Raw genomic sequence first — 24841 nt, 5'->3', positions numbered from 1 at the left:
CAGTTCCAAGTTTGTCTGAAGGTGAGCAATCAGCCATCCCCATTGCAATCCCATCTTATGAAGAAAGTTTTTCCATCGCCGCCACCCTTGACCGCGAAACCGCCCGTATTGATGCGCTTGTCGAGAAGAAAACCCGCTTTATCGAGCTACTGAAGGAAAAGCGCCAGGCGCTGATTACCCATGCTGTCACCAAGGGCCTAGACCCCAACGCGAAGATGAAGGATTCCGGCATTGAGTGGATTGGGGAGGTGCCGGAGCATTGGGAGGTTAAACCCTTCTTCGCTTTGGTTACAGAACTGAACCGAAAGAATGTTGGCCTAGTTGAAACCAATATTCTGTCCCTCAGCTACGGAAACATCATCCAGAAGCCTGAAACTAGAAATATGGGGTTAACGCCAGAGTCTTATGAAACCTATCAAATCGTAGAGTCTGGCGAAACTGTATTTAGATTCACCGATCTGCAAAACGACAAACATAGCTTGCGCTCAGCCCTGGTTACGCAAAGAGGAATCATTACCTCTGCGTATATGGCCGTAAAACCGCACAGTATTGATTCTACATATTTTGCATGGTTGATGCGTTCGTATGACCTTTGTAAAGTCTTTTATGCAATGGGTGGAGGATTAAGGCAGTCATTGAAATTTGAAGATGTCAGAAGGCTTCCAGTACTTATCCCTCCGGTCGATGAGCAGAGCGCAATTACCAATACAATCAATGCTGGAACTGCTCGTATTGATGCCCTAGTCGAGAAAACAGAACAAAGCATCACTCTGCTCAAAGAACGCCGCGCCGCCTTTATCACCGCCGCTGTCACCGGCCAGATTGATTTGCGAGGAAAACAATAAATGCAATCAGCAGCACATCAGGAAAAACACTTCCAGCAATACATCATCGACCGGTTGGTAGAGCAGGGCTGGAAGCTGGGTGATTCCAAGTTCTACGACACCGAGCGGGCGGTGTACCCCGAAGACCTGGAAAGCTGGATCAAAACCAGCGGCCAGCAGGAAAAATGGGACAAGCTGGAACGGCTCAACGGGGCCAAAACCCTTGAAGTGCTGATGGATCGCTTGGATAAAGCACTGGAGAAACAAGGCACCATGCAGGTGTTGCGCCAGGGTTTTTCCATTGCCGGTTGCGGCCTGATCGAGATGACCGAGGCCGCGCCGGAAGACAGGCGTAATGAAGCGGTGATCAAGCGCTATCAGGCGAACATCCTGCGCGTGGTGCCGGAGCTGAAGTATCACCCCGCTCGTGAATTTGCCATTGATCTGGTGCTGTTTATCAACGGCCTTCCCGTGGCAACCGTCGAACTGAAGACCGACTTCACCCAGTCCTGCGAAGCGGCAATGGATCAGTACCGCAATGATCGTCTGCCGTATGACGCCAAGACCAAACGCCGGGAGCCATTGCTGACCTTCAAGCGCGGGGCGGTGGTGCATTTCGCCATGTCCGACTCTGAAATCATGATGGCGACCAAGCTGGATGGAGAAAACACCTTTTTCCTGCCGTTCAATAAGGGGCGCAAGGACGAAAACGGCACGGTACATGCGGGTAACCCGCCAGGTGAGATTAAGGCCGATGGTACTCAGGAATACCCGGTAGCCTACTTCTGGGAGGCGGTCTGCCAGCCGGATGCCTGGCTGCGGATTTTCCATAGCTTTGTCTACGTCGAGAAAAAGGACGTTGTAGATATTCAGGGCAACTGGTCGAAGAAAGAAACCCTGATTTTCCCGCGCTTCCACCAATGGACGGCAGTGAACCAGATGCTGGCCGATGCCCGCGAAAACGGCGCTGGCATGACCTACCTGTGTGACCACAGCGCCGGTTCCGGCAAGACCAGCACCATTTCCTGGACGGCCCATGACTTGGTGAAACTGCGCGAAGATAACGGCGACTCGGTATTTAACAGCGTGATCATTGTCACCGACCGTAATGTGCTAGACGGCCAGCTTCAGGACGCGGTGAAACAGATTGACCATCAGTTTGGGGTGATCGCCGCTATTGACCGGCAGAAGTCATCCAAGTCCAAGAGCAAGCAACTCTCGGAGGCCTTGTTGTCTGGCACGCCGATTGTGGTGGTCACGATCCAGACCTTCCCCTACGCGATGGAAGCCATCATCACTGACAAGGCCCTGAAAGGGAAAAACTTTGCTGTGATCATTGATGAGGCGCATAACTCGCAGACAGGCTCTACCGCCGCTAAGCTGCAAGCCGCGCTGGGGATGAGTGGGCAAGGCAAGATGTCCACCATGACGGTGGATGAATTGCTGGAACAACTGCAAAAGTCTCGGGCCCGCCCGGACAATATCAGCTATTTCGCCTTTACCGGTACGCCGAAGCACTCCACTTTGATGCTGTTCGGTCGCCCAACAGACCCGAGCCGGCCAGCCTCGAACGATAACCCTCCACAAGCCTTCCACCTGTACACCATGCGCCAGGCCATTGAGGAGAAATTCATTCTCGATGTGCTGAAAGGCTATGTGCCCTACAAAACGGCCTTCAACCTTTCCAAGCAGCTTGAAGACAGCAAGCGGGTAAGCGGCAAGGCCGCCAAACGCGCCCTGGCACAGTGGATGTCATTGCACCCCACCAATGTGACCCAGAAGGTGCAGTTTATCGTTGAGCACTTCACCAAGAACGTCGCGCACCGGCTCGATGGCAAGGCCAAGGCGATGGTGGTGACCAGCTCCCGTGCCGCTGCCATTCGCTACAAGAAGGCGTTTGACCGCTATATTGAGCAGCACAGCGAGTACGGCTTTATTCACTCACTGGTAGCCTTCTCCGGCAAGATGACTGGCAAGCAGGTGATGCACCAGGATGACGGTGAGTTTAAGGACGATGTATTTATCGTCGATGAGAACGAGGAGTTCACCGAGCAGAGCATGAACCCGGATATCCACGGGCAGGATTTGCGTTTTGCCTTTGACCGCCCTGAATACCGGGTGATGTTGGTGGCTGACAAGTTCCAGACTGGCTTTGACCAGCCCAAACTGGTAGCCATGTATGTAGACAAGAAAATCGCCAACCATGTGGAGATTGTGCAGACCTTCGCCCGCCTCAACCGGACGGCCCCCGGTAAGGATGAGGTCTTTATCATCGACTTTGTGAACGACCCAGAGAACGTGCGTCAGGCCTTTACCACCTATGACAAGGGTGCTCACATCGACGAAGTGCAAGACCTTAATGTGGTCTACGAGATCAAGGAGCGCTTGGACGAGCACGGCCTGTACGACGATAAGGACTTGGCCGCGTTCAAGGAAGCTCGCTTCAAGACCATTCGGGACATCACCCATACCAAATCGCCGCAGCACAAGGCGCTGTATGCCGCTACTGCTGGAGCGACGGCCTTGTATAACGACAAGATGAAAATGCTGCGTGATGGCATGGCGACCTGGGAAGCGGCTTTTGAGAAGGCCCGTGCCAAGGGTGATGAGGCAGGTATGAAGTCTGCCGATCACCATCAGGATGAGTATGCCGAGCAAATCAAGGCGCTGATTGGCTTCAAGTCGGATTTGGGGCGTTTTTGTCGTACCTACTCTTATATCGCCCAACTGATTGATTTTGGCGACCCGGAGTTGGAGAACTTCGCCGCGTTCGCCAAGCTGCTGCAAAAGCGTCTATTACACGAAGCTCCGGAAACGGTGGACTTGACCGGCCTGGTGCTCACCGGCTTTGACATCAATGCTCGTTCAGATAACGCGGAAGACGAAGGCGAAACCCCGGTACTGCAACCGATAGGTGCAGGCGGTGGTGGCGCGGCAGGCGACAAGCCGAAATTCGTCAAAGAGATTATCGAGAGGCTCAACAGCCTGTTTGGTGAGGCGACGCCGATCCAGGATCAGGTGGCTTTCGTTAATCAGATTTCAGCGATTACCGGTGAAAGCGATGTCGTCATGGCTCAGGTGGAAAGCAACACCCGTGAGCAGGCTATGAAAGGCAACCTCCCCGGTGCGGTTCAGCAAGCGGTGGTTCGTGCTTTGTCCAGTCATCAGAAGCTGGCAACCCAGGTGCTCAAGTCTGACCGTCAGGGCATGACCGCATTGGTTGATATGGTGTATGACCTGCTGCGCGAAGGCAAAGACATCGACCTGGATATGGATTAAGCCGATGCTTGACCTGCTGAATCTGCCAGGCATCAAGCCTGTCGATATGCGCCACGAAGGCAAGTGCCTTGTGATAGTTGCTGAGCCGGTAACGGTCGAGGTGCCATTATGTGGGGACTGCAACACCCCTATGCACAGACACGGTACGCGCAAAAACAAGTTCATGGACACGCCGTTGTACATGGAGCCCGTCCGCCTTGAAGTTCAGCGCCCGCGCTTTCGCTGTGAGTCGTGCGGAAAAATGTCCATGCCGGAGTTGAGTTTTCTGGATGACAAACGCCGAGCCACCAAACGGCTGGTCGATGTTATTCGGCAACAGTGCCTGGGAACCACCTTCCATGCTTTAGCCGAGCAAACCGGTGTGGCGGTGAACACCGTCAAGAACATCGCTCACGATCTCATTGAGGAACTCTCCCAAACCGTTCGTTACGAAACCCCTGTCATCATGGGAATCGACGAAGTGAATCTGGCCGGCGGGTATCGCTGTGTAATCACCAACCTGGCAACCAACAACGTCTTTGATATGTTGGAGCATCGTACTCAAGAGCACCTGAAGCCCTTCTTCAAGGATTTGCCGGATGCTGACAAGGTGGAATGGGTCTGTACGGATATGTGGCGCCCCTTCAAGCGTTCCTTTGCTCAGTATCTGCCCAACGCCAAACTCGTGATCGACAAGTTCCATGTCGTCAAGATGGCCTCTGAAGCCCTGGAAGCGGAGCGCAAGAACTATCAGGCACAGTTAAGCAAAGAAGATCGGATTTATGTCAAAAAGTCCATTCGCTGGCTAACCCTGAAGCGGCCCGGCAACCTGACGCCCGCGGAGCAAAAGGCGCTGGAGGTTGTAAAGCAGGCGATCCCAGAACTTGCCGTGGCCTATGACTTCAAGGAAGCATTCTTCTGCATCTACGACGAACCCGACAAGCAGAGCGCTCAGAACGCCTTTGAGGCTTGGGAGAATAGCCTGCCGCCTTATGGCATGGAGCCTTTCAAAAAACTGGTGAAAACGGTACACAACCATTACGACGACATCTTTGCCTACTGGGATGCGCCGTTCTCAATCACCAATGGGTATACCGAAGGGCTCAACGGCTTGATCAAGATGTCCAACCGGTTAGGTCGGGGTTACAGCTATGACATCATCCGTGCAAAGACGTTGTACTCCAAAGAAGCCCGCAAGGTCGGCAGTGGTATTCGAGCAGGACGAGGCAAGGTCGAGTATGGGCCGCACATTCCGACATTGTTGAAGCAGGCAGAAGGTGGGGAGTTGGATTAACGCGAGAGAGGGCGCGTCTGAGAATCCAACCAATGTTAGATTTTCGCAGAGTGGTGAAAAACAGAAAAATCCAACCAGAAGCACCTTTTTGTCCGACTAAGAATCTAGGGTTAGAATGGATGTATTCCAACCCTAGAATGCAAATAGCCGAAAAAACTTGGAACTTTTTATGAAAACCATAGTCACAGGGAAAAATTTGTGAGCTGTATCTCACAATGTTTGCCCCATCAGGGAAAACGTTTACAGCGATACTCTCTGCCTGAATCCCTCTTTTTTGGTGGTTTATTGCAACCCCCTGTTCCCTCATAACATATGTGCAAAGCCGGGGCTGACCCGACTGCTTCTCCCCTGCCTCGACCCGGGCCGCCTGTTGCGGGTATCCTGTTGCCATCCACACCGACACGGCCACACCTTCTTTATGCTATCGACTCGCCTCAAAGCCACCATCCGCAATACCTATCGCCAGATTGCCGATGGTTTACCCGGTTTTGTGCCGCGCAAGGAGCAGAATTTCCTGGTTGCCGAAATCGCCAAGACCCTGACGGGAGAATATGACAGGAGTCGCCGCATCCTGGTGGCCGAGGCAGGCACCGGCATCGGCAAGTCCCTCTCCTATGCCCAGGGGGCCATCCCGGTGGCCCGGCTCACCCAGAAGAAGCTGGTGATCTCCACCGCCACCGTGGCCCTGCAGGAGCAGCTCATCCACAAGGACCTGCCGTTCTACCATCGACACAGCGAGCTGCCGTTTCGCTTCATGCTGGTCAAGGGCCGCCAGCGCTACTGCTGCGAACACCTGCTGGAGCAGGCCGCGAGCGGCAGCGAGATGGCCAACTTCGAACTCGACTTTTTTTTGCAAAATACTGGCGCACTGAGCAAACACAAGCCGTCTGATACCGACAAGGCGTGCTATCAGGCGCTGTGGCAGGCCTACACCGAAGGCAAGTGGGACGGGGATCGGGACAACTGGCCCAAACCCATTACGGACCCTTGCTGGGATCGCATCGCCGCCGACCGCCACACCTGCAACAAGGCCCTGAGCCACCATCAGCACTGCCCCTTCCATCGGGCCCGCAACGACATGGACGCAGCAGACGTGCTGGTGGTCAACCACGCCCTGCTGCTCTCCGACCTCACCATGGGGGGCGGCATCATATTGCCGCCGCCGGACGAGTGCATCTATGTGCTGGACGAAGCCCATCACCTGCCCACCATCGCCCGGGATCACGGCGCCGCCAGCGCCAGCATCAAGGGATCCCGCCGCTGGCTGGAAAAGCTGGTGCAAAGCGCGGGCAAGCTGGCAAGGACGCTGAACAAGGAGAGCCTCCTCGACCCCCAGCTCAAACTGCAGGATGCCCTGGCCTCTCTCCAGCCGGATCTCAAGGCCCTCGAACAGTGGCTCGCCAGCAATGCTCACCTCTTTGGCGGCGAGCCCCACCACAGATTCGCCGATGGGGTGCTGCCGGATCCCCTGCCCATGCTGGCGGAAAACCTCAAGGAGGCGAGCAAGAAGGCACTGAGGGCGCTGGACAGAATGCAGGGGGCCATCGGCGAGGCGCTCAAGGATGGCGACATCCGTCGCAAGGAGGCCGAGCCTCTGCTGGCGGAGAGCGGTTTTCACTTGCAACGGCTCGAGAGCTTCTGCGCCCTCTGGGAGATGCTGAGCCGCCATGTTCCCACCGGCAAGACCCCCCTCGCCCGCTGGATGGCCAGAAGCGAGGACGGGGACATTTGGCTGCACGCCTCCCCCATCGAGGTGGGGTATCTGCTGGAGGAGTGGCTCTGGTCCCGCTGTCTCGGGGCCGTGCTGGTGTCGGCGACCCTCACCGCCCTCTCCTCCTTCAGTTATTTTCGCCACCAGGTGGGGCTCAAGGAGCATGACGGCACCCGCTATCTGCGGCTGCGCTCCCCCTTCGACTACCACAAAGCCGAACTCTATCTGCCCAAGATGGCCCATGAACCCAGTGCCCCCGCCTTCACCCAGGAGTTGATCGATACCCTGCCCCGCCTGCTGGCAGGCAAGGAGGCCAGCCTGGTGCTCTTCTCCTCCTATCGCCAGATGAACGAGGTGGCGGTGGGGCTGCGGACCAAGGGGATGTCGCTCCTGGTACAGGGGGAAGCGTCCCGCAGCGCCCTGCTCCTCTTGCACAAACAGAAGTGCGACGGCGGCCAGGCCAGCATCCTCTTTGGCACCGGCAGCTTCTCGGAAGGGCTGGATCTGCCTGGCCACTACCTCACCAACCTGGTGATCACCAAGCTCCCCTTCGCGGTGCCCAACTCCCCCGTGGAAGAGGCAACCGCCGAGTGGATAGAGCAGCGCGGCGGCAACCCCTTCCTGCAACTGACGGTGCCGGAGGCGTCGCGCAAGCTCATCCAGGCCTGTGGCCGCCTCATCCGAAAAGAGGCGGATCGGGGGCGGGTCACCATCCTGGACCGGCGCCTGCTGACCAAGCGCTACGGCAAGGGGCTGCTGGACGCCCTCCCCCCCTTCACCCGACGCATCGAGTGACACGGCTGACGCCCGCCATGCGATCCCCTGTCTCTCATGTCAGGAGGGGGCAGGAAGATAGAAGAGCACGCTGCCCGCAGGACTCGGGGCAGCGGGATCCACACCCCGCACACCGGAAGGCGCCATAAACGGCTATTGCCGCTGTGGGGCAAACCTGTAAAAATGACCCCCTATTTTTCAGTGGGCAATTGCCTGACTGTTCAAGGAGATGAAATGAAACTGACTGTTCTGGTACCGGCCCTGGCTGGTCTGTTGTGGGCAGGTAGCGCCCTGGCCGCTAGCCAACTGGAAATTACGAATCCCTATGTCATCCAGCTGCTCGATGGCGAACCCGTCAACCCCCAGCTGCTCGACAAAGCCACCGTCTTCTCCCTGGAGCCCGGCAGGCACCAGGTCGTGGTCGCCTTCGAGGGCAACTACTCCAGCCGCAGTGAAACCAAGCTGGTCACCGCCGAGCCCCTGGTGATCAACTTCACCGCCGCCGACAACCAGCAACTCTTCCTCGACTTCAAGAAGCCCCGCAAGGAAGAAGAAGCCAAGCGTTTCGTCAAGGAACAGAACGTCGTTCTGAAAGACAAATCCACCGGCCAGGTCCTGAAATCCGAGCAGTTCGTCATGCCGACCGTGGGTGGCTTCCAGCTGACCCGTGACTATCAGCAGGAGCTGCTGAAGATGGGCAAGGCCTTCAACCAGCCCAAGACCGTTTCCGTCTCCACCGCCGCCGTGATGGCTGCCGCCAGCGCACCGGTGGAAGTGGCCCCGAGCAAGGCCATGAGCAACCCGGAAGCCCTGACCCAGCTGCAGAGCTGGTACAACAAGGCCGATGCGGAGACCCGCAAAGCCTTCCAGATCTGGGTGATCCAGCAGCAGTAAGGCGCATCGCACGCCTGCATCGAGGGGAGCCTGGCTCCCCTTTTTCATACCCGTTCATGGCCGATGCTTCATGTCACTGCGCATCTTCTATCACCCCCACTACTCCGCCCTGACACTGCCCGAGCGTCACCGCTTCCCCCTGGCCAAGTACCAGGCGCTGTTTGAACGCCTCGTCGCCCTCGACTATCCGCTGGCACAGGCCACCCCTGCCAGCCGTGAGCAGATAGAGAAGGTGCACGATGCGGCCTATGTACAGGCCGCCCTCGCCGGCACCCTCGATGAAGGGGCCATTCGCCGGCTCGGCTTTCCCTGGTCTCCCCTGCTGATAGAACGTACCCTGCACTCGGTCGGCGCCACCCTGGCCGCCAGCCGCCACGCCCTTGCGCAGGGCTGCGGACTGCAGATCTCCGGCGGCTACCACCACGCCCACCGGGGGTTTGGCAGCGGCTTCTGCCTCTTCAACGATCTGGTGATCGCGGCGCGAACCTGCCTGGACGAGGGACTCTGCGAGCGGGTACTGATCGTGGATCTCGATGTCCATCAGGGAGATGGCAGCGCCGCCCTGTGCACGGGCAGCCGCGACATCATCACCCTCTCCCTGCACGGGGAACACAACTTCCCCCGCCACAAGCCGGCCTCCCATCTGGACTTTCCCCTGCCAAGCGGCATGGAGGACGACGCCTATCTCGAGACCCTGGACCAGGCCCTCGCCCTGGCTCATCGCCTCTACGCCCCCGACTTCATCCTCTATCAGGCCGGGGTGGATGTGCACCGGGACGACGAGCTGGGCTACCTCTCCCTGAGCGACTCCGGCGTGCGCCAGCGCGATGCCATGGTCTTTGACTCTGCGCTTCGCCACGGGCTGCCCATCGCCGCCGTACCGGGAGGGGGTTACCGGCGAGACTGGCAGCAGTTGATCCCGCTGCACCTCTCGCTCTTTGAAGTAGCAAGGCACCGGTTTGGTTGAGCGGCACTACCCGGCCCATGACGAAAAAGAGGCGACCCTTGGGTCGCCTCTTCTATATCCGTGCACAGGGATGATGACGCCGTCTGCCCTCAGGCATGGGCCATCGGCGTCGGGTGCTCGCCCATCTTGCGCAGCAGCATCAGCAGATAGACAAGGGAGACCCCGGCAATCACCATGAACAGCAGATGATCCGAGTAGTGCTGCATCAAGAGCGCGGTCAGGGTCGGCCCGAGCAGGCTGCCGATGGTGTAACTCAGCAGCAGCGCCTGGTTCATGGCCACCAGTTGATGCTGCTCGACCTTCTCGCAGGCCCAGGCCATGGCCACCGGATAGAGCGTGAAGCCCGCGGCCCCCAGAATGAACAGCGTCGGTCCCATGGCCGCGTTGCCGAGCATCGCCATGGCCCCCAGGATCACCACCAGCACCTGTACCCGCAGCACCGGCAGGCGCCCGAAACGATCCGCCAGACGTCCCACAGGCCATTGCCCCAGGATGCCGGCGCTCACCATCATCGCCATCCAGTAGCCGATGGCCCCGTCGCTCACCCCCTGGTGGTTCAGATAGAGCGGCATCAGACCATAAAGCACCCCCAGCACGATGCCGGAGAGGATGCAGCCGTTCACCCCCAGACGCGCCTGACGCAGGCGCAGCATCGGCCAGACCGGAGTCCTGGCCTGGTGGTTGCCTGACGGACTGGCGATGCGGGTGAACAAGAGCGGCAGCATGGCCGTCAACACCAGGGCGGTCACCCAGGGCAGCACCGCCATCAGCGACGTCGGCACCTTGCTCACCAGCAGTTGCCCAAGCACGGTGCCCACGTAATAGACCATCATGTAGGCGGCCAGCAGGCGACCCCGATTGCGGGCGTTGCCGCTGCACATCAGCGCGCTCTCCACCACCACCCAGATCATGGCGCAGCCGACCCCGGCGATGAATCGCCAGGCGAGCCAGCTCCAGAACGCCAGGGTAATGCCGAGCCCGACGCAGCCTGCGGCAAAGAGCGCACTGGCCAGGTAGTAACTGCGATTGAAGCCGCAGCGGGCGATGAGTCTGCCCGCCAGCAGGGTTCCCAGCAGGTTGCCGGTGAAATAGGAGGAGCCGACCATGCCGACCTGCCAGGTGGGCAGATGCTCATGGGCGAGCCAGAGCGGCACCAAGGTATTCAATACCGCGATGGCCAGGGTCAGCAACAGCAGGCCACAGAGCAGGAGCAGCACCGGGCGGGAGTATGTGGTCATGGATAGAACCGTGGGGAGAGGCAAAATGCGAGCGCATCATGCCACCGCCTGTGCCTTTGTCAATCGGCACTGAGGCCGAGTCGCAAGGTTTTTCTGCCCACCGTGATGGCAACGCGGCACGGCCCTCCCCTGACGGGAGCCTCATCCCCTTGATTGGCCGGCACGTTGGTCATGATGAGGGGAAGCGGGCCGTTGAACATCGACCCTCACGCCAGAGGCCGAGGCCATGACAAGAAGAGGCGGCCCAGGGCCGCCTCTTCTTTCTATCAAGCACAACCTATTGTGCACAACGCCGGTCAGCGCTGGCGCTTCTTGGCGTACTTGCGACGAGCCCGGGCCTGGCGCTCCTCTTCCCGCTCCGCCTTCTCCCTGGCTTTCTGCTCAGCCTCGGCCTCGGCCTCCACTATCTCGACGCTCACCATCTCTGGCGTCTCCAGGGAGATCCGCCCCAGCATGCCGGACCGGAATTCATTGACCAGAATTTCCGAGGCCTTGTGCAGATCCGCAAGCCCCCCCTTGCGCATGAAGCCGCGCTGACGGGCAATGAGATCCAGCAGCTCGATCTCGGTCTCCGGCAGCTCGCTCAGCTGGTAGCGTGCCTTGATGCGCTCCGGATAGGCCTTGATGAAGTAATCGGCGGCAAACATGGCGATGTCGGCGTAATCGAAGACGGTATCCTTGATGGCCGCCGTGATCGCCAGTCGATAACCGCAGGAGGGCGGGTTGAGCTTGGGCCACAGGAAGCCAGGGGTGTCCGTCAGGATGACGTGGTTGTCGAGCTTGATCCGCTGCTGGGACTTGGTCACCCCCGCCTCGTTGCCGGTCTTGGCGATGATGCGCCCCGCCAGGGTGTTGATCAGGGTGGACTTGCCCACGTTGGGGATGCCCATGATCATGGCGCGCACCCCGCGCAGCTCGAAGTTGCGCTCCGGCAGCATCTCGTGGCACAGGGTCAGCAGTTGCTTGATCCTCGTAGGCTCCTGCTGGGTCAGGGGCAGTGCCTTGATCCCCTTTTCCTGCTCCATGTGGGCCACCCACAGCTCGGTGATCTCGGGGTCGGCAAGGTCTGCCTTGTTGAGCACCTTGATCACCGGCGTCTCCCCGCGCAGCTCCGGCACCAGGGGGTTCTCGCTGGAGAAGGGGATGCGGGCGTCGAGCATCTCGATGATGACATCGACCTGGGGCATGACCTCTGCAATCTCTTTGCGGGCCTTGTGCATGTGGCCGGGGAACCAGTTGATGGACATATCCGTTACTCTCTCATTGGCATGCGGTCCCCTCTCGGGGCTGCGGGCGCTCGGGGTTGCGGGTGCGTGGTGATGCGCCAGACCGCTGGCACTCATCGCAAGGGGGCGCATTTTACCTGCTGCGGCCCCGATTTGACAGGCTATTCTGGCCGGGTGTTGTCACCCGGGTGGCCGGATGCCCGCTACGCCACCGGGAGGTGAGTGGCAGAACACAATCAACATAACCCATTGATATAAGATAACATTTCCAAGGTGCTTTCACCGTATTGTCATCTCTCTTCACTAAAAGTGTCATCTGCCCCCTCTAGGCTGCGCTCAGGTTTCACAAGGAGCGAACCCCAATGAGAAAGATGGCAGGACTTGCAGTGATGATAGGCGCCGCCCTGGCCGCCGGCTGCAACTCCAACAACGACAGCAACACCCCGGAACCCAGCGCCAAGAACGTGATCTTCTTCCTCGGCGACGGCATGGGTCTCAACACCCTGACCGCCTCCCGGATCTATGGCGTCGGTGAAGAGGGCAGCCTCACCATCGACACCCTGCCGGAAACGGCCTTCATCAAGACCTTCTCCCACGATGCCCAGGTGACCGACTCGGCCCCCTCCATGGCGGCCTACATGACCGGGGTCAAGAGCAACAACGGCGTCATCAGCATGGACAGCGACGCCACCCAGGAGAGCGATTGCAGCCAGAGCGGCGGCAAAGCGGTGACCACCCTGCTGGAGCTGGCCAAGGCCGATGGCCGCGGCACCGGCGTGGTCACCACCACCCGGGTCACCCACGCCACTCCGGCCGCCACCTATGCCCATATCTGCAACCGGGATCTGGAGGCTGATATCGCTGTCCAGATGGTGCCGGGGGGCAGCGGTTACAACAGCGCCCTGAAGGAGGGGCTGGACGTGGTGCTCGGCGGCGGCAGCAGCTTCTTCCTGCCCAGCGCCGACAAGGGCAAGCGGACCGATGGTCGCAACCTCATCGACGAGATGAAGGCGAAGGGCTATCAGTTTGCCGCCACCCTGGACGAGCTGAACCAGGCCGATGCGAGCAAGCCGCTGCTGGGCCTGTTTGGCTCAAGCCACATGAAATATGACCTGGACCGGCCCGCCAGCGAGCCATCACTGGCCCAGATGACCCTGGCCGCCATCAAACAGCTCAAGGACAAAGAGAAGGGCTACTTCCTGATGGTGGAAGGGGGGCGCATCGATCACGCCCTGCACGACACCAACGCCAAGCGTGCCCTGCAGGATACCCTCGCCTTCGACAACGCCATCCAGGCCGCCATCAATGAAGTGAAGAAAACCGATCCCGAGCTGAAAAACACCCTGATCGTGGTCACCGCCGACCATGACCACACGCTAGTCCTGAATGGTTATGCCAAGCGCACCGGCAAGACCACGGCAGGCAATGCGGGCGTGCTCGGGCTGGTGAAGAACTACGACACCGGCGAGCCGAGCAAGGATAGCGATGGCATGCCCTACACCATCATCGGCTTTGGCAACGGCTACAACCGGGTGGATGGCCCGCGCAGCAGCGTGGCGGCCCTCGACGACGCCACCGTCTCCGCCGACGACTATCACCAGGAGGTGGTGGTCAAGGTGGGCGAGATAGGCAACGAGACCCACGGCGGTACCGATGTCTTCCTCGGCGCCATCGGCCAGGGAGCGGAGCGCTTCCACGGCTCTCTCGACAACACCGCCGTGTTCGGCAAGATCAAGGCTGCGGCCAAGCTGTAAGGGATTATCAGGATGAACATCACCATGAAAAAGACGCTGGTCTGCACCGCCCTGCTCGGCATGCTTGGCGGCCTCTCCCAGGCGCACGCCGCCGATGCCAAGAACGTCATCCTCTTTATCGGTGACGGCATGGGTCCCACCGTGCTCACCGCCACCCGCCTGTTCAAGGTGGGGGAAGAGGGGGATCTCGAGATGATGAAACTGCCCCAGAGCGCGCGCATCAAGACCTTCTCCCACGATGCCCAGACCACGGACTCCGCCCCCTCCATGGCGGCCTACACCACCGGCGTCAAGATGAACAACGAGGTGATCGCCATGAGCAGCGACACCAGGGCCGTGGCACCGTCCAAGGATGCCAACGGCAACAAGGGCATCAACAACTGCACCAGCGACAACGGGAGCCCGGTGCCCACCCTTCTCGAGCTGGCCAAGGCAGCCGGCAAGTCGGTGGGTGCTGTCACGACCACGGAGCTCACCCATGCCACCCCGGCGGCCACCTATTCCCATATCTGCCACCGGGATGCGGCCTACGCCATCGCCGAGCAGGCGGTACCGGGCGGCGCCGGCTTCAACCAGGCGCTGGGGGATGGGGTCGATGTGCTGATGGGGGGCGGCGCCAACCACTGGACGCCCTACAGCGCCAGCAACAAGGGCGGCCGGGCCGACGGCCGGGATCTCACCGCCGAGCTGACCGCCCGGGGCTACCGCTATGTCACCAACAAGGATGAGCTCTCTGCCGTCAACTCGGGCAAGGTACTGGGGCTGTTCAGCACCAAGTCCCACCTCGACTACGAACTGGACCGCGTCGCCAAGGGGGCGGCCAGTACCCAGCCGTCCCTCTCCGAGATGACCGCCAAGGCGATCGATCTGCTCAGCCAGAACAGCCACATGTACAGGATCTTTAGCTACAACCAATTGAAATAGATAGAAAAAAGGCTTCGTTTGTGATCTGATTTAATCGCAAAAAAAAACCGACACGCCCGAAGCCATGACTATTATCAATGCAACCCAGTACCTCAAGCAACTTCTTAGCTCTTCTGAACTCAACCGGATCGGTAAATTTACCGGTTTTTGTCAGCGACTCCGGGATATCCAGCCTGCGAGACTACTCCCGGCTCTGCTCTCAGGGCTTGGTTGCGACAAGGTGGATGGTATTGCTGGTTTGCATCGCCATTTCAATGCGTTGCAGCTCCATGATACTGACCAAATAGCGTATAAACCCTTTCACAACCAGTTACGCAAGCAGGGTTTTCCCTTGTTCATGCGCGCACTGGTTGAACGAGCCATCGCCTTACGCCTCAAGGAGTGTCTACCGGACGCCCACGGACTGGCAGGCTTTGAGCAGGTACTGCTGCAGGACGGGTCGTCATTCGCGTTACATCCGCAATTGGCAGAACATTTCCCGGGCCGATTCAATAAGCACAGCCCCGCTGCGGTAGAGTGTCATATGACCATGTCCTTGCTGGACCAGTCGCCGATATCGATGAGTATCACGGCGGATACCGAATCGGAGCGCAAGCATCTTCCGGCCGCAAATTCGTTAAATAACAAACTGTTATTGGCGGATGCCGGTTACATCAGCCGCGAGTACTTTGCTGATGTGACCAAAGCCAAAGGAAGCTATCTGGTCAGAGGGAGTCAAAATCTCAATCCCAAAGTACAGGCAGCTTACCGACAGGACGGCAGGGAAATGCCCAAGTTACTCGGAAAAAAGCTCAAGGATATCGATCGGAGAAGCTGCAGAGCCGAGGTTCTGGATCTGGATGTGAGTTCGGGAAAGTATAAATATCGACTCATAAGACGTTGGTTTGCAGAGGAAAAACGGTTCTGTATATGGATGACCAATCTTCCGCGTGAGCGATGGCCAGCCGAGAAGGTGATGGCATTGTATCGTTGCCGTTGGCAGATCGAACTGTTGTTCAAAGAGCTGAAATCACATAACCGGTTGAAGGCGTTCGCGACACGACAAAAAGCGATAGCGGAAGGCTTGATCTGGGCTAGTTTGCTGGCCTTGCTGGTCAAACGTCGGCTGGCGCTGACGCTGATTGGCAGCGCGGAGTTATCGATGCTGAAGATTGCCAAAAACAGCGCGCTTTGGTTAATGCCGATATTGGCGAGCATCATCCATGGTGCGTGGCAGGAAATAACAGAGAAGTTGGAGTGGGCAATGGTGTATTTATCCAAAAACGGCAAAAAGAGTAGGCAGAGAAAATCCAAGCAAAACAACACGTTAGACGGTATTATTAATTCGCTTGCCGCTTAAGGTTCTGTACATGAGAACAGCCAGGGCTACTTCCTGATGGTGGAGGGGGGGCGTATCGACCACGCCCTGCATGCCACCAACGCCAAGCGATCGCTGACCGATGCGGTGGCGCTGGACGAGGCGGTCAAGACGGCTCTCGGCAAAGTGGATTTGAGCGATACCCTGATCGTGGTTACCGCCGACCACGACCACACCATGACCATCAACGGCTATTCCGCCAAGGGCAACAAGGTGCTGGATCTGGTCAAGAACGCCGATGGCTCGACCCAGAACGACGCGGACGGCAAGCCGTTCACTACTCTGGTGTTCGGCAACGGCCCCAACCGCCAGGACCAGCGCCCCACCCTCACCAGCGATGAGGTGATGGCGGATGACTACCTGCAGGAAACCGGAGTCAAGCTCGGCTCCGAGACTCACGGCGGCGGCGATGTGATGCTGTTCGCGGGCGGCGCAGGCAGCAGCCAGTTCAAGGGCACCCTCGACAACACCCGGGTGTTCGGCAAGCTCAGGGAGGCCCTCGGCCTGTGATAAAGGTGCCCGGCACCGCGCCGGGCACCTTTTCCGTCGAGCGAGAGACGATGATGAAATATCTGCTTTCTTTATGGCTGCTGGGCAGCGCCCTCTCCTTTCCCCTCCAGGCCGACGAGGTGCCCGATCTGGCCGCCCGCATCCGCTACGTGGACAGGGTGACCGGCAGCGACGGCATCACCCGGGAGAGCCAGTGGCAGGAGAAGTGGCTGCGGGTCGGTGACCAGGTGTGGAGCCAGCGGCTCATTCCCGTTCCCCTGGCCCGTGCCTATCACGCCACCCACGATGCCCGCCCTGGCCACAAGCACTTCACTCACCAGATGGCGGCGCGCTGGGTGACCCGCAGCGAGGGAGACGCACTCCAGTTGCGCTACGCCGATGCCTGGCACAACCAGCTGGTAGAGGTGCCGCAGGAGGAGTACGGCCAGGTGGCCTTCAAGCCGGAGTGGGCGCGGATCCGCCACCTCATCAACCCTTCCCTGCTAGAGGGAATGACACCACTGGATGAGGCCGCCCCCGACCAGGCGAACTGGTACGAGACCCGCGAAGGTCGCCAGCGTACCCGCATCCTCTGGTCGAGCCGCTGGCAGTTGCCCCTGGTGGTGGAGTCGGCAAGCCTCGACGGTTATCGCAGCTACCGGATGGAGGTGACGCTCAAGCCGCTGCCAAAGACCCTCCCCTGGCATCAACTGGCAGGGTACCAGACCCTGGACCTGCGGGATTTCTTCGACTGATCCCCCCAGGCGGCAATCGCCTGGCTGACATGGCGTAACGGGATGTTACACTCTCTGTACTCATCCCGGATCCGAACATCCATGCGCCTTGTTACTCTGCTTCTGCTGCTCTCTCCCCTGATCGTCTGCGCCTTTTCGGCCCGTGCCGTGGTCGTCGTGGCCGCGGACATTCCCCCCTATGTGATCCGCGCCCAACAGGGTGCGCCGAGCGGCATGGCCATCGAGGTGCTGGAGGAGGCTGCCCGCCGCCTCGGGGAACCGCTCGAGATCGAGTTGATGCCGCTGGCTCGCGCCCTCAGCCAGGCCAGCCACCGCCCGGATGTCCTGTTGTTGCCCCCGGCCCGAAATCCCCAGCGCGAACCACTGTTTCTCTGGATTGCCCCCCTGCTGGAGGAGGCCTTCGTGCTGGTCAGCCATCGCCGTCACCATCCAACGCCGCTCTCCATGAAGACGCTGCCAGGCCTCACCGTTGGCGTGATGCGTGGCTCCCATAGCCAGAGCCTGTTCCAGCCGCTGACAGGGGTGACCCGGGAGCTGGTCACCGAGGAGGTCAGCAACGCCAGAAAGCTGGCGCGCGACCGCATCCAGGCATGGGCGGTGGCCTGGAACACCGCCCGTTACAACCAGCAGCGGGCGGGTCTGCCGCTCCCGGACCTGGTGCGGGGCGAGACCTTGCAGCAGAGCACCCTCTACCTGGCCGCCAGCCCCCGCTTCTCCCGCAGCGAGGCGCTGCGCTGGCGCCGGGTCATTCAGGAAATGAGGGAGGATGGCAGTCTCGCGCGCATCCTGCACCAGTACGATTACCAGGCTCCCTGATGAGACAGTCAGCCCAATTGCCAAACCACCCCAGAATGGTTATGGTATCTCCATGAAAGCAATCATGATTTTTTCCAGTACGCTCACACCCCGCTGAGCCCCCGCCCTCGCCCCGCTGCGCGAGTCGCTCGGGGGCATCGCTGTTGCTGTCTGCTTTTTACCCTTGCACCGTTTTTTGTCGACCAGTCTGCCCGTCATCCTGGTCCCTTCAGTCATTGATAAGGAAATACCCTATGAAACAGCCTCATCTCGTCATCTCCAGCCTGGATCTGGATCGCATCGAACAGCTGCTTGGCAACCACCCCCAGCACCTTGCCCTGCAAGAGGAGCTGGATCGCGCCGAGATCCGCGAACCCGCCGACATGCCGCCGGACGTGGTGACCATGAACAGCACGGTGCGCTTCAAGATGCAAAACAGCGGCAACGACTTCTGCCTGACGCTGGTCTATCCAAAGGATGTACAGGGGGACGAATCGAAGATCTCCGTGCTGGCGCCAGTGGGCAGCGCCCTGCTGGGGCTCAAGGTGGGTGACAGCATCGCCTGGCCGGGGCCGGCCGGTCGCACCATCCAGGTGGAGATCCTGGAAGTGGTCTATCAGCCGGAACGCGCGGGGGAGCTGCACCGCTGACAGGCCGCCAGGCGGCCACTCTGGTCTGATGCGACCAGGTGGCTGACTCGGTATGCCTTTGTCCGGTCGGAGCCAAGGGCCACCGGCCGGGCATGACCTGACGGGGGATCAGGCCCCCTGACAGATCCGGTTCTTGCCCTCCCGCTTGGCCTGATAGAGAGCGCGATCGGCCTGGCTGAACAGGGTGTCAAAGTGCCATTCGCGGGCGCTGGGCGCCCACCCCAGGCTGGCCGTCACCCGGACCCCCTTCAGCCCCAGCGTTTCTATCCCCTGGCGGATCTGCTCGCAGCGCGCCTGCTGGGCCAGGGGGTCCCGCTCGGGCAACAGCAGCACAAACTCCTCCCCGCCGAAGCGGCTGGCCACCAGATCCCGCTGGCCGGCAAGATAGTGACCCACCGCCTCCAGCACCCTGTCCCCGGTCTCGTGACCGTGGCGATCGTTGATCTGCTTGAAGTCGTCGAGATCCAGCACCACCAGCGCCCCCTGCCTTGCCATCGTCACGCAGTGGTCCATGAAGCCGCGCCGGTTCAGGAGGCCGGTCAGGGGATCCTGGCTGGCCTGTCGACGCAGGGCCAGGGCCCGGTACTGGGTACAGAGCAGCAGCACCCCGAAGGTCGACAGATAGTTGCCCATCAGCATGGAGAGGAAAGGGAGCACATTGACCGCATGCTGATCCATCAGGACCCGCACCTCGCCACCGAGCAGGGCCCCCATGCGCACCAGATTGAAACCGTAGAGCAGGATATTGACCACGGTGAACACCAGCACAGCGGGCAGATAGTCAGGGTAGCCATGACGCCAGATGAGCCAGACAATCACCGCCCCCACCATCATGTAGCTCAGGCAGGCCAGCAGCACCCGGGGGGCCATCTTGTCGTTGAAGATGACGCTCCAGCAGAGGATAAGTAGGTAGACCAGCATGAAGAGGGTGAATGCTCGCCAGTTTGGCGGCTCCCCGAAGAAGCGCTGGATGGCGAGTGGCATCAGGGCGAGGCAGAAGGTGATGAGCAGGTTGGCCAGCCAGATCCCCGCGATATGGGGGGCAAATGCCTGCATGAAGAAGAGCGATTGCGCCGCCAGGGCACAGAGGCTGGACCACCACCAGAGCCCGAGACCGGGTATTTCCCTGTGGGTCCACCAGATGATGGAGAGGGTGATGAATCCCAGACTGTAGCCCCCGAGGGCCATCAACATCAGGGTAAATACGTCCAGATTGAGCAGAATTGAGGCGTCCATTCCCGAACCTTCCAATGGGGATGGCTGAGTATATGGGAAGCCCATGACAAGACACAGAGGGAGCCTATGGGCCGGGCAAAAATATTTGCCCGGCTCGCACGCCCTACTCCCCTTGAAGCGGGCCGGACAACGCCCTGTCTGTACCCGGATTTTCCACCGAGACGGCCGCCGGATATTTTGCACTTGAACCGGCGCCATTAGATAGATATGTTGTTTTCATGTGGTTTTATGAGTCACCACGACGGATAAAAGTCTCCATAACTTATTGAGTCTTCTGGCACAAACAGGTTTTGGTACATTTTTCATCCAACGAACCATTCATAGAATCTCATATGGGGCTTTTGCCCCGACCAAGACAATAATCCTGTCTTGCCTGCTGCCGGATGCAGCAGTCTCTTGTGCCATGGAGTCGCACGGGAGCAGGTTCAAGGCCGACCACATTTACGACAGAGACGTCATTTATGATCAAAAAACTCATTCTCTCTACCCTGCTGCTGTGCGGGCTGGCCAACGCCGCGCCCACTTCCACCCTGGATGCCGTGCTGGAGCGCGGTGTGCTGCGGGTCGGCTTCGATGCCGGCTATCAACCCTTCGAGATGACCAACAAGCAGGGCCAGTACATCGGCTTTGACGTGGATCTCGCCAAGATGGTCGCCAAGGAGATGGGCGTGAAGGTGGAGTTCGTCAACACCGCCTGGGACGGCATCATCCCCGCGCTCTTGACCGACAAGTTCGACGTCATCATGGGCGGCATGACCGTCACTCCCCAGCGCAACCTGCGCGTGAACTTTGCCGATCCCTACATCGTCGTCGGCCAGACCATCGTGCTTCGCAAGGACAAGGCGGGCGAAATCAAATCCTTCCAGGACCTCAACGATCCCAAATACAAGATCGGGGTCAAACTCGGCACCACCGGCGAGCAAGCGGTCAAGCGCATGATCCCCAAGGCCACCCTGCTGCAGTTTGAAACCCAGGATGACGCCAAGCTGGAAGTGATCAACGGCAAGGTGGATGCCTTCGTCTACGACCTGCCCTACAACGCCATCTTCGCGTCCCAGAACCAGGGCGCCGTGGTACACCTCGACAAGCCGTTCACCTTCGAGCCGCTGGCCTGGGCCATCCGCAAGGGGGATCAGGACACCCTCAACTGGTTCAACAACTACCTGCGCCAGATCAAGGGCGACGGCAGCTACGACCGTCTCTACAAGAAGTGGTTTGAATCCACCGCCTGGCTGAACCAGCTCAAATAACCTCTCAAAGGGGCGGCATGCCGCCCCTTCACGCAGACTCCCCACACGATAACGACAAAAGAGGTTGTGACAGTGATCAACCCCAAACTCACAAGACAGATGGAAAAACAGCCCAATCAGCTGCTCTGGCACGGGATCTTCCTGCTGCTGGTGCTGGCCGCCATTTTCGGCATCTACAAGGCCGTGCAGGCAGTGGATTACACCTGGCGATGGGAACGCATTCCCCAGTACATCGCCTATCAGGCAGAACAGAAACACTATGCCGAGTTTGACGGCACCGTGGTCGCGGACAAGGGACAGCTCTTCCTGCAAGACGATCTCGACCCCAGCCGCCGTCAGGCCATCGCTCCCAAGGGCTCCCAGCTGGCTGAAGGGGATACCGTCTTCCTCGGCGATACCCTGGATGTGCAACTGAGCTGGACCGCTGGCCCCATCGCCTGGGGCGTCTGGGTCACGGTCAAGCTCTCCCTGGTGGCAGGCATCTTCGCCATCCTGCTTGGCACCCTGGCCGGGCTCGCCCGCCTCTCCCCCAATCCGGCCCTGCGCAACCTGGCCGTGACCTATGTGGAGCTCATCCGTGGCACCCCGTTGCTGGTGCAGATCTTCATCGTCTATTTCTTTATCGGCACCGTGCTGAACCTCGACCGATTCACCGCTGGTGTGGCGGCGCTCGCGGTCTTCACCGGCGCCTACGTGGCGGAAATCGTGCGCGCCGGCATCAGCTCCATTCACAAGGGGCAGATGGAAGCGGGCAGAAGCCTCGGCATGACCTCGGCCCAGACCATGCGCTACGTCATCCTGCCGCAGGCGTTCAAGCGGGTGCTGCCGCCGCTCGCGGGCCAGTTCATCAACCTCATCAAGGACTCCTCCCTGGTCTCCGTCATCTCCATCACGGATCTCACCAAGGCGGGGCGCGAAGTGGTCAGCTCCACCTTCAGTCCGTTCGAGGTGTGGTTCACCGTGGCTCTGCTCTATCTGGTGCTGACCGGCACTCTCTCCTTCCTGGTGCGTCGTCTGGAGGTGAAATATGCGCGCAGCAACTGATCCCGTTATCAAGGCGCCATCGGTGTCGAAACGTTCTGCCATCACCGGCACACCCTGCCCCTTCCCGGTGCGTCGTCCGGAGGTGAACTATGCGCGCTGCAACTGATCCCATCATCAAGGCGACCGGTGTAGAGAAGTTCTACGGCACCGAGGTGCACGCCCTGAAAAACGTCAGCACCCAGGTGGCCGAAGGGGAAGTGGTGGTGATCGTGGGGCCGAGCGGCTCGGGCAAGTCAACCTTCCTGCGCACCCTCAACCAGCTGGAGACCATCAACGATGGCAATATCGTGGTCGACGGCATCAGCCTCACCGAACCCGGGGATGTCAACAAGCTGCGGGAAGAGGTGGGCATGGTGTTCCAGTCCTTCAACCTCTTCCCTCACCTGACGGTGCTGGACAACATCACGCTGGCCCCCCAGAAGGTGAGAGGGCTCTCTCGCCAGGAGGCAGAGGAGCGGGCCAAGGCCCTGCTGCTCAAGGTCGGTCTCTCCAACAAGGCCCAGAGCTACCCCTCCCAGCTCTCCGGCGGCCAGCAGCAGCGGGTGGCCATCGCCCGGGCGCTCGCCATGCAGCCGCGCATCATGCTGTTTGACGAGCCCACCAGCGCCCTCGACCCCGAAATGGTGGGAGAGGTGCTGGACGTCATGAAGGGGTTGGCCCGCGAAGGGATGACCATGGTGGTGGTGACCCACGAGATGGGCTTTGCCCGGGAAGTGGCGGACAGGGTACTCTTCATGGAAAGCGGCGAGTTGCTGGTGGACGAGAAACCCGCCGACTTCTTCGACAATCCCCCCTCCCCGCGCCTGCGCCAGTTCCTGAGCCAGGTACTCTGACGAGCGCACCGATATTGGCAATCCGGTAAAGGGGCAAACCCGGGTTCGATCAACCGCGCAGCGGTGTCATGCAAATCAAGAAGAGGGAGCCCAGGCTCCCTTTTTTGTTCCAGGTGGCTCGCCCTAGAATCGATACATGCCCGTCAGGCCGGCGAAGTGCTGCTCGGGCAGCACCACGGGTGCCAACAGCCAGCGATCCGTCCCGTAGGCACCGGCGGCGGCCCCCAGCGCATTGGCCCCCGCATCCAGGGCGGAGAAGGGCCCCTGACCACTGGCCCGCTCGATCAGCTCTGCGGCGATGCCGATGCCGGTCGAGATGCCAAAACCAATCCAGCCCCTGTGTTCCCGATAGCCATAGTGATCCGCGATGGCCGTAAAGCCCGCCCCCATGGCCGCACCACCGACAACATGGCTCAACTCGCTGTTGAAACTGTCATTGGCCATCGCACTCGCACTGAGCAGGCCGAGCATGAGACAAACAGGCGTCCCGTTCATTTTCTCTCCCTCCCAAGGTACTGCCGCTTGCGGTAGATGCCGCGCGCGCTCCTTCTTCAGTGTAAACAGAGAGGGCAAGGCCGGGCCGCGTCAGACAGGAGGATCACCATCAAATGTTAATGAGTTTTTAACATCATCCGGTATGCTGACATCCAACTGGTCCAAGCGGATGCCTCACATGGATGTGCAACTGCTCCTGCTCTACCTATCCCCCCTCTTTCTGGCCTTTATCGGCTGGGAGATGCTCTACCTGCGCAAGCATGGCGCCGCCTTTCCCACCGCCGGTTATCAGTGGAAGGATCTCTTCGCCAACGCCACCCTGGCGCTGATGCATCAGGGGGGCGATGCCCTGGCGGCCATCGCCATCGCCTACCTCTACGACGCCCTCTGGGGCTGGCGGCTGCTGGACATAGAGCTGAACGTCTGGAGCCTGTTGCTGCTCTTCCTGCTGCAGGATCTCTGCTACTGGCTGTTCCACTTCGCGAGCCACCATGTGCGCTGGTTGTGGGCCTCCCACGTAGTGCACCACAGCTCGGAGCGGCTCAACCTCTCCACCGCCTTTCGCCAGAGCCTGATGTATCCGGTCTCCGGCATGTGGCTGTTCTGGATCCCCATGATCCTCATCGGTTTCCCGCCCGAGGCGGTGGTCACGACCGTGCTCTTGAGCCTGGGCTTCCAGTTCTTCGTCCACACCCAGGTGGTGGGCAAGCTTGGCTGGCTGGAGTGGATCTTCAACACCCCCTCCCACCACAGGGTGCACCACGCCAGCAACGCCAGATACATCGATCGCAACTTCGCCGGGGTGCTCATCATCTGGGACCGGCTGTTTGGCACCTTCGTGGAGGAAGACCCCGCCGAGCCATGCCGCTTCGGCATCACCAAGCCCATCTACAGCTTCAACCCCCTCACCCTCACCTTCCACGAGTGGCGCGACATGCTGCAAGAGGCCCGGGGCCTGCCCTGGCGGCAGAAGCTCGCCGTGCTGTTTGGCAAACCGGCGGGCCCCACCAGCGGTTGACCCACCGACCAAGATAAAAAAGAGCGCCCAGGGGCGCTCTTTTTCATGACAGGGA

At 59.9% G+C, this 24841-nt stretch carries 20 protein-coding genes and 2 pseudogenes; 18 read left to right on the top strand and 4 right to left on the bottom strand.

Features of this window, described 5'->3' with window-relative positions; genetic code table 11:
- Window positions 1–11: 11 nt before the first annotated feature.
- The 6 genes from H7R73_RS08595 to H7R73_RS08570 all read left to right on the top strand — a co-directional run bounded on the left by H7R73_RS08595 (window position 12) and on the right by H7R73_RS08570 (window position 9722).
- A complete protein-coding gene (locus tag H7R73_RS08595; protein ID WP_197971179.1) occupies window positions 12–845 on the top strand; it encodes a hypothetical protein in 834 nt (277 codons plus the stop codon).
- The gene (locus H7R73_RS08590) at window positions 846–4103 is read left to right on the top strand and encodes a type I restriction endonuclease subunit R (protein ID WP_182951575.1); all 3258 of its coding nucleotides are present in this window, start codon (window positions 846–848) and stop codon (window positions 4101–4103) included.
- 4 nt (window positions 4104–4107) lie between these two features.
- A complete protein-coding gene (locus H7R73_RS08585) occupies window positions 4108–5376 on the top strand; it encodes an ISL3-like element ISKpn25 family transposase (RefSeq protein WP_182951576.1) in 1269 nt (422 codons plus the stop codon).
- A gap of 418 nt (window positions 5377–5794) precedes the next feature.
- Window positions 5795–7882, top strand: a complete 2088-nt coding sequence (gene dinG / locus H7R73_RS08580) for an ATP-dependent DNA helicase DinG (RefSeq protein WP_182951649.1) — start codon at window positions 5795–5797, stop codon at window positions 7880–7882.
- Between the two features lie 213 nt (window positions 7883–8095).
- Window positions 8096–8755, top strand: coding sequence for a YccT family protein (locus tag H7R73_RS08575; RefSeq protein ID WP_039040268.1), 660 nt, complete (start codon window positions 8096–8098; stop codon window positions 8753–8755).
- Between the two features lie 70 nt (window positions 8756–8825).
- Complete coding sequence (locus tag H7R73_RS08570) at window positions 8826–9722, top strand: histone deacetylase family protein (RefSeq protein WP_182951648.1); 897 nt, start codon at window positions 8826–8828, stop codon at window positions 9720–9722.
- A gap of 89 nt (window positions 9723–9811) precedes the next feature.
- Here the strand turns inward: H7R73_RS08570 and H7R73_RS08565 are convergent, their stop codons facing one another.
- Complete coding sequence (locus tag H7R73_RS08565) at window positions 9812–10960, bottom strand: MFS transporter (protein WP_182951647.1); 1149 nt, start codon at window positions 10958–10960, stop codon at window positions 9812–9814.
- Between the two features lie 296 nt (window positions 10961–11256).
- Window positions 11257–12207, bottom strand: coding sequence for a ribosome biogenesis GTPase YlqF (gene ylqF / locus H7R73_RS08560; RefSeq protein ID WP_182951646.1), 951 nt, complete (start codon window positions 12205–12207; stop codon window positions 11257–11259).
- 341 nt (window positions 12208–12548) lie between these two features.
- Between ylqF and H7R73_RS08555 the strand changes: the two genes are divergently transcribed.
- The 7 genes and pseudogenes from H7R73_RS08555 to rnk all read left to right on the top strand — a co-directional run bounded on the left by H7R73_RS08555 (window position 12549) and on the right by rnk (window position 18910).
- The gene (locus H7R73_RS08555; protein WP_182951645.1) at window positions 12549–13940 is read left to right on the top strand and encodes an alkaline phosphatase; all 1392 of its coding nucleotides are present in this window, start codon (window positions 12549–12551) and stop codon (window positions 13938–13940) included.
- A gap of 12 nt (window positions 13941–13952) precedes the next feature.
- A pseudogene (locus tag H7R73_RS08550) lies at window positions 13953–14834 on the top strand (alkaline phosphatase); the annotation flags it as partial.
- A gap of 94 nt (window positions 14835–14928) precedes the next feature.
- On the top strand, window positions 14929–16203 hold the full coding sequence (locus H7R73_RS08545) for an IS4-like element ISApu2 family transposase (RefSeq protein WP_011191341.1): 1275 nt from the start codon (window positions 14929–14931) through the stop codon (window positions 16201–16203).
- Window positions 16204–16215: 12 nt separating this feature from the next.
- Window positions 16216–16731, top strand: a pseudogene (locus H7R73_RS08540) (alkaline phosphatase); the annotation flags it as partial.
- A gap of 50 nt (window positions 16732–16781) precedes the next feature.
- Window positions 16782–17465 carry a hypothetical protein gene (locus tag H7R73_RS08535; protein WP_182951644.1) on the top strand — a complete coding sequence of 228 codons (684 nt, stop codon included), beginning with the start codon at window positions 16782–16784 and terminating at the stop codon, window positions 17463–17465.
- Window positions 17466–17546: 81 nt separating this feature from the next.
- Complete coding sequence (locus H7R73_RS08530) at window positions 17547–18281, top strand: substrate-binding periplasmic protein (protein WP_180898882.1); 735 nt, start codon at window positions 17547–17549, stop codon at window positions 18279–18281.
- A 233-nt stretch (window positions 18282–18514) separates the two neighbouring features.
- Window positions 18515–18910: a nucleoside diphosphate kinase regulator gene (gene rnk, locus H7R73_RS08525; protein WP_010675253.1), complete on the top strand. Its 396-nt coding sequence runs from the start codon at window positions 18515–18517 to the stop codon at window positions 18908–18910.
- A gap of 108 nt (window positions 18911–19018) precedes the next feature.
- Here rnk and H7R73_RS08520 read toward each other — a convergent pair whose 3' ends face one another.
- Entirely contained in the window at window positions 19019–20146 is a 1128-nt protein-coding gene (locus H7R73_RS08520; protein WP_182951643.1) for a GGDEF domain-containing protein, read from the bottom strand.
- 461 nt (window positions 20147–20607) lie between these two features.
- Here H7R73_RS08520 and H7R73_RS08515 point away from each other — a divergent pair, with 461 nt between their 5' ends.
- The 4 genes from H7R73_RS08515 (at window position 20608) to H7R73_RS08505 (ending at window position 23273) form a co-directional block, all read left to right on the top strand.
- The gene (locus H7R73_RS08515; RefSeq protein WP_182951642.1) at window positions 20608–21396 is read left to right on the top strand and encodes a transporter substrate-binding domain-containing protein; all 789 of its coding nucleotides are present in this window, start codon (window positions 20608–20610) and stop codon (window positions 21394–21396) included.
- A 99-nt stretch (window positions 21397–21495) separates the two neighbouring features.
- The gene (locus tag H7R73_RS08510) at window positions 21496–22440 is read left to right on the top strand and encodes an amino acid ABC transporter permease (RefSeq protein ID WP_041201654.1); all 945 of its coding nucleotides are present in this window, start codon (window positions 21496–21498) and stop codon (window positions 22438–22440) included.
- Window positions 22424–22546, top strand: a complete 123-nt coding sequence (locus H7R73_RS24380) for a hypothetical protein (RefSeq protein ID WP_267894995.1) — start codon at window positions 22424–22426, stop codon at window positions 22544–22546. Before H7R73_RS08510 ends, H7R73_RS24380 begins: the two co-directional genes overlap by 17 nt.
- A complete protein-coding gene (locus tag H7R73_RS08505; RefSeq protein WP_010675257.1) occupies window positions 22530–23273 on the top strand; it encodes an amino acid ABC transporter ATP-binding protein in 744 nt (247 codons plus the stop codon). The genes H7R73_RS24380 and H7R73_RS08505 overlap by 17 nt, the downstream gene beginning before the upstream one ends.
- 123 nt (window positions 23274–23396) lie before the next feature.
- Here H7R73_RS08505 and H7R73_RS08500 read toward each other — a convergent pair whose 3' ends face one another.
- Window positions 23397–23768 (bottom strand): hypothetical protein, encoded by a 372-nt coding sequence (locus H7R73_RS08500; RefSeq protein ID WP_041214885.1) that lies wholly within the window; start codon window positions 23766–23768, stop codon window positions 23397–23399.
- Window positions 23769–23946: 178 nt separating this feature from the next.
- Here H7R73_RS08500 and H7R73_RS08495 point away from each other — a divergent pair, with 178 nt between their 5' ends.
- Window positions 23947–24786 (top strand): sterol desaturase family protein, encoded by an 840-nt coding sequence (locus tag H7R73_RS08495; protein WP_182951641.1) that lies wholly within the window; start codon window positions 23947–23949, stop codon window positions 24784–24786.
- The last annotated feature ends 55 nt before the right edge of the window (window positions 24787–24841 follow it).

Origin of the sequence: Aeromonas sp. WP2-W18-CRE-05 (assembly GCF_014168615.1) — a bacterium.
GTDB lineage: Bacteria > Pseudomonadota > Gammaproteobacteria > Enterobacterales > Aeromonadaceae > Aeromonas > Aeromonas caviae.
This window is presented reverse-complemented; position numbering and strand designations above follow the sequence as displayed.

Excerpts from the sequence above, each read along its gene's own strand:
- H7R73_RS08590 (WP_182951575.1), top strand. The coding sequence starts at position 846 with ATGCAATCAGCAGCACATCAGGAAAAACACTTCCAGCAATACATCATC.
- H7R73_RS08585 (WP_182951576.1), top strand. The coding sequence starts at position 4,108 with ATGCTTGACCTGCTGAATCTGCCAGGCATCAAGCCTGTCGATATGCGC.
- dinG (WP_182951649.1), top strand. The coding sequence starts at position 5,795 with ATGCTATCGACTCGCCTCAAAGCCACCATCCGCAATACCTATCGCCAG.
- H7R73_RS08575 (WP_039040268.1), top strand. The coding sequence starts at position 8,096 with ATGAAACTGACTGTTCTGGTACCGGCCCTGGCTGGTCTGTTGTGGGCA.
- H7R73_RS08570 (WP_182951648.1), top strand. The coding sequence starts at position 8,826 with ATGTCACTGCGCATCTTCTATCACCCCCACTACTCCGCCCTGACACTG.
- H7R73_RS08565 (WP_182951647.1), bottom strand. The coding sequence starts at position 10,960 with ATGACCACATACTCCCGCCCGGTGCTGCTCCTGCTCTGTGGCCTGCTG.
- ylqF (WP_182951646.1), bottom strand. The coding sequence starts at position 12,207 with ATGTCCATCAACTGGTTCCCCGGCCACATGCACAAGGCCCGCAAAGAG.
- H7R73_RS08555 (WP_182951645.1), top strand. The coding sequence starts at position 12,549 with ATGAGAAAGATGGCAGGACTTGCAGTGATGATAGGCGCCGCCCTGGCC.
- H7R73_RS08545 (WP_011191341.1), top strand. The coding sequence starts at position 14,929 with ATGACTATTATCAATGCAACCCAGTACCTCAAGCAACTTCTTAGCTCT.
- H7R73_RS08535 (WP_182951644.1), top strand. The coding sequence starts at position 16,782 with ATGATGAAATATCTGCTTTCTTTATGGCTGCTGGGCAGCGCCCTCTCC.
- H7R73_RS08530 (WP_180898882.1), top strand. The coding sequence starts at position 17,547 with ATGCGCCTTGTTACTCTGCTTCTGCTGCTCTCTCCCCTGATCGTCTGC.
- rnk (WP_010675253.1), top strand. The coding sequence starts at position 18,515 with ATGAAACAGCCTCATCTCGTCATCTCCAGCCTGGATCTGGATCGCATC.
- H7R73_RS08520 (WP_182951643.1), bottom strand. The coding sequence starts at position 20,146 with ATGGACGCCTCAATTCTGCTCAATCTGGACGTATTTACCCTGATGTTG.
- H7R73_RS08515 (WP_182951642.1), top strand. The coding sequence starts at position 20,608 with ATGATCAAAAAACTCATTCTCTCTACCCTGCTGCTGTGCGGGCTGGCC.
- H7R73_RS08510 (WP_041201654.1), top strand. The coding sequence starts at position 21,496 with ATGGAAAAACAGCCCAATCAGCTGCTCTGGCACGGGATCTTCCTGCTG.
- H7R73_RS24380 (WP_267894995.1), top strand. The coding sequence starts at position 22,424 with ATGCGCGCAGCAACTGATCCCGTTATCAAGGCGCCATCGGTGTCGAAA.
- H7R73_RS08505 (WP_010675257.1), top strand. The coding sequence starts at position 22,530 with ATGCGCGCTGCAACTGATCCCATCATCAAGGCGACCGGTGTAGAGAAG.
- H7R73_RS08500 (WP_041214885.1), bottom strand. The coding sequence starts at position 23,768 with ATGAACGGGACGCCTGTTTGTCTCATGCTCGGCCTGCTCAGTGCGAGT.
- H7R73_RS08495 (WP_182951641.1), top strand. The coding sequence starts at position 23,947 with ATGGATGTGCAACTGCTCCTGCTCTACCTATCCCCCCTCTTTCTGGCC.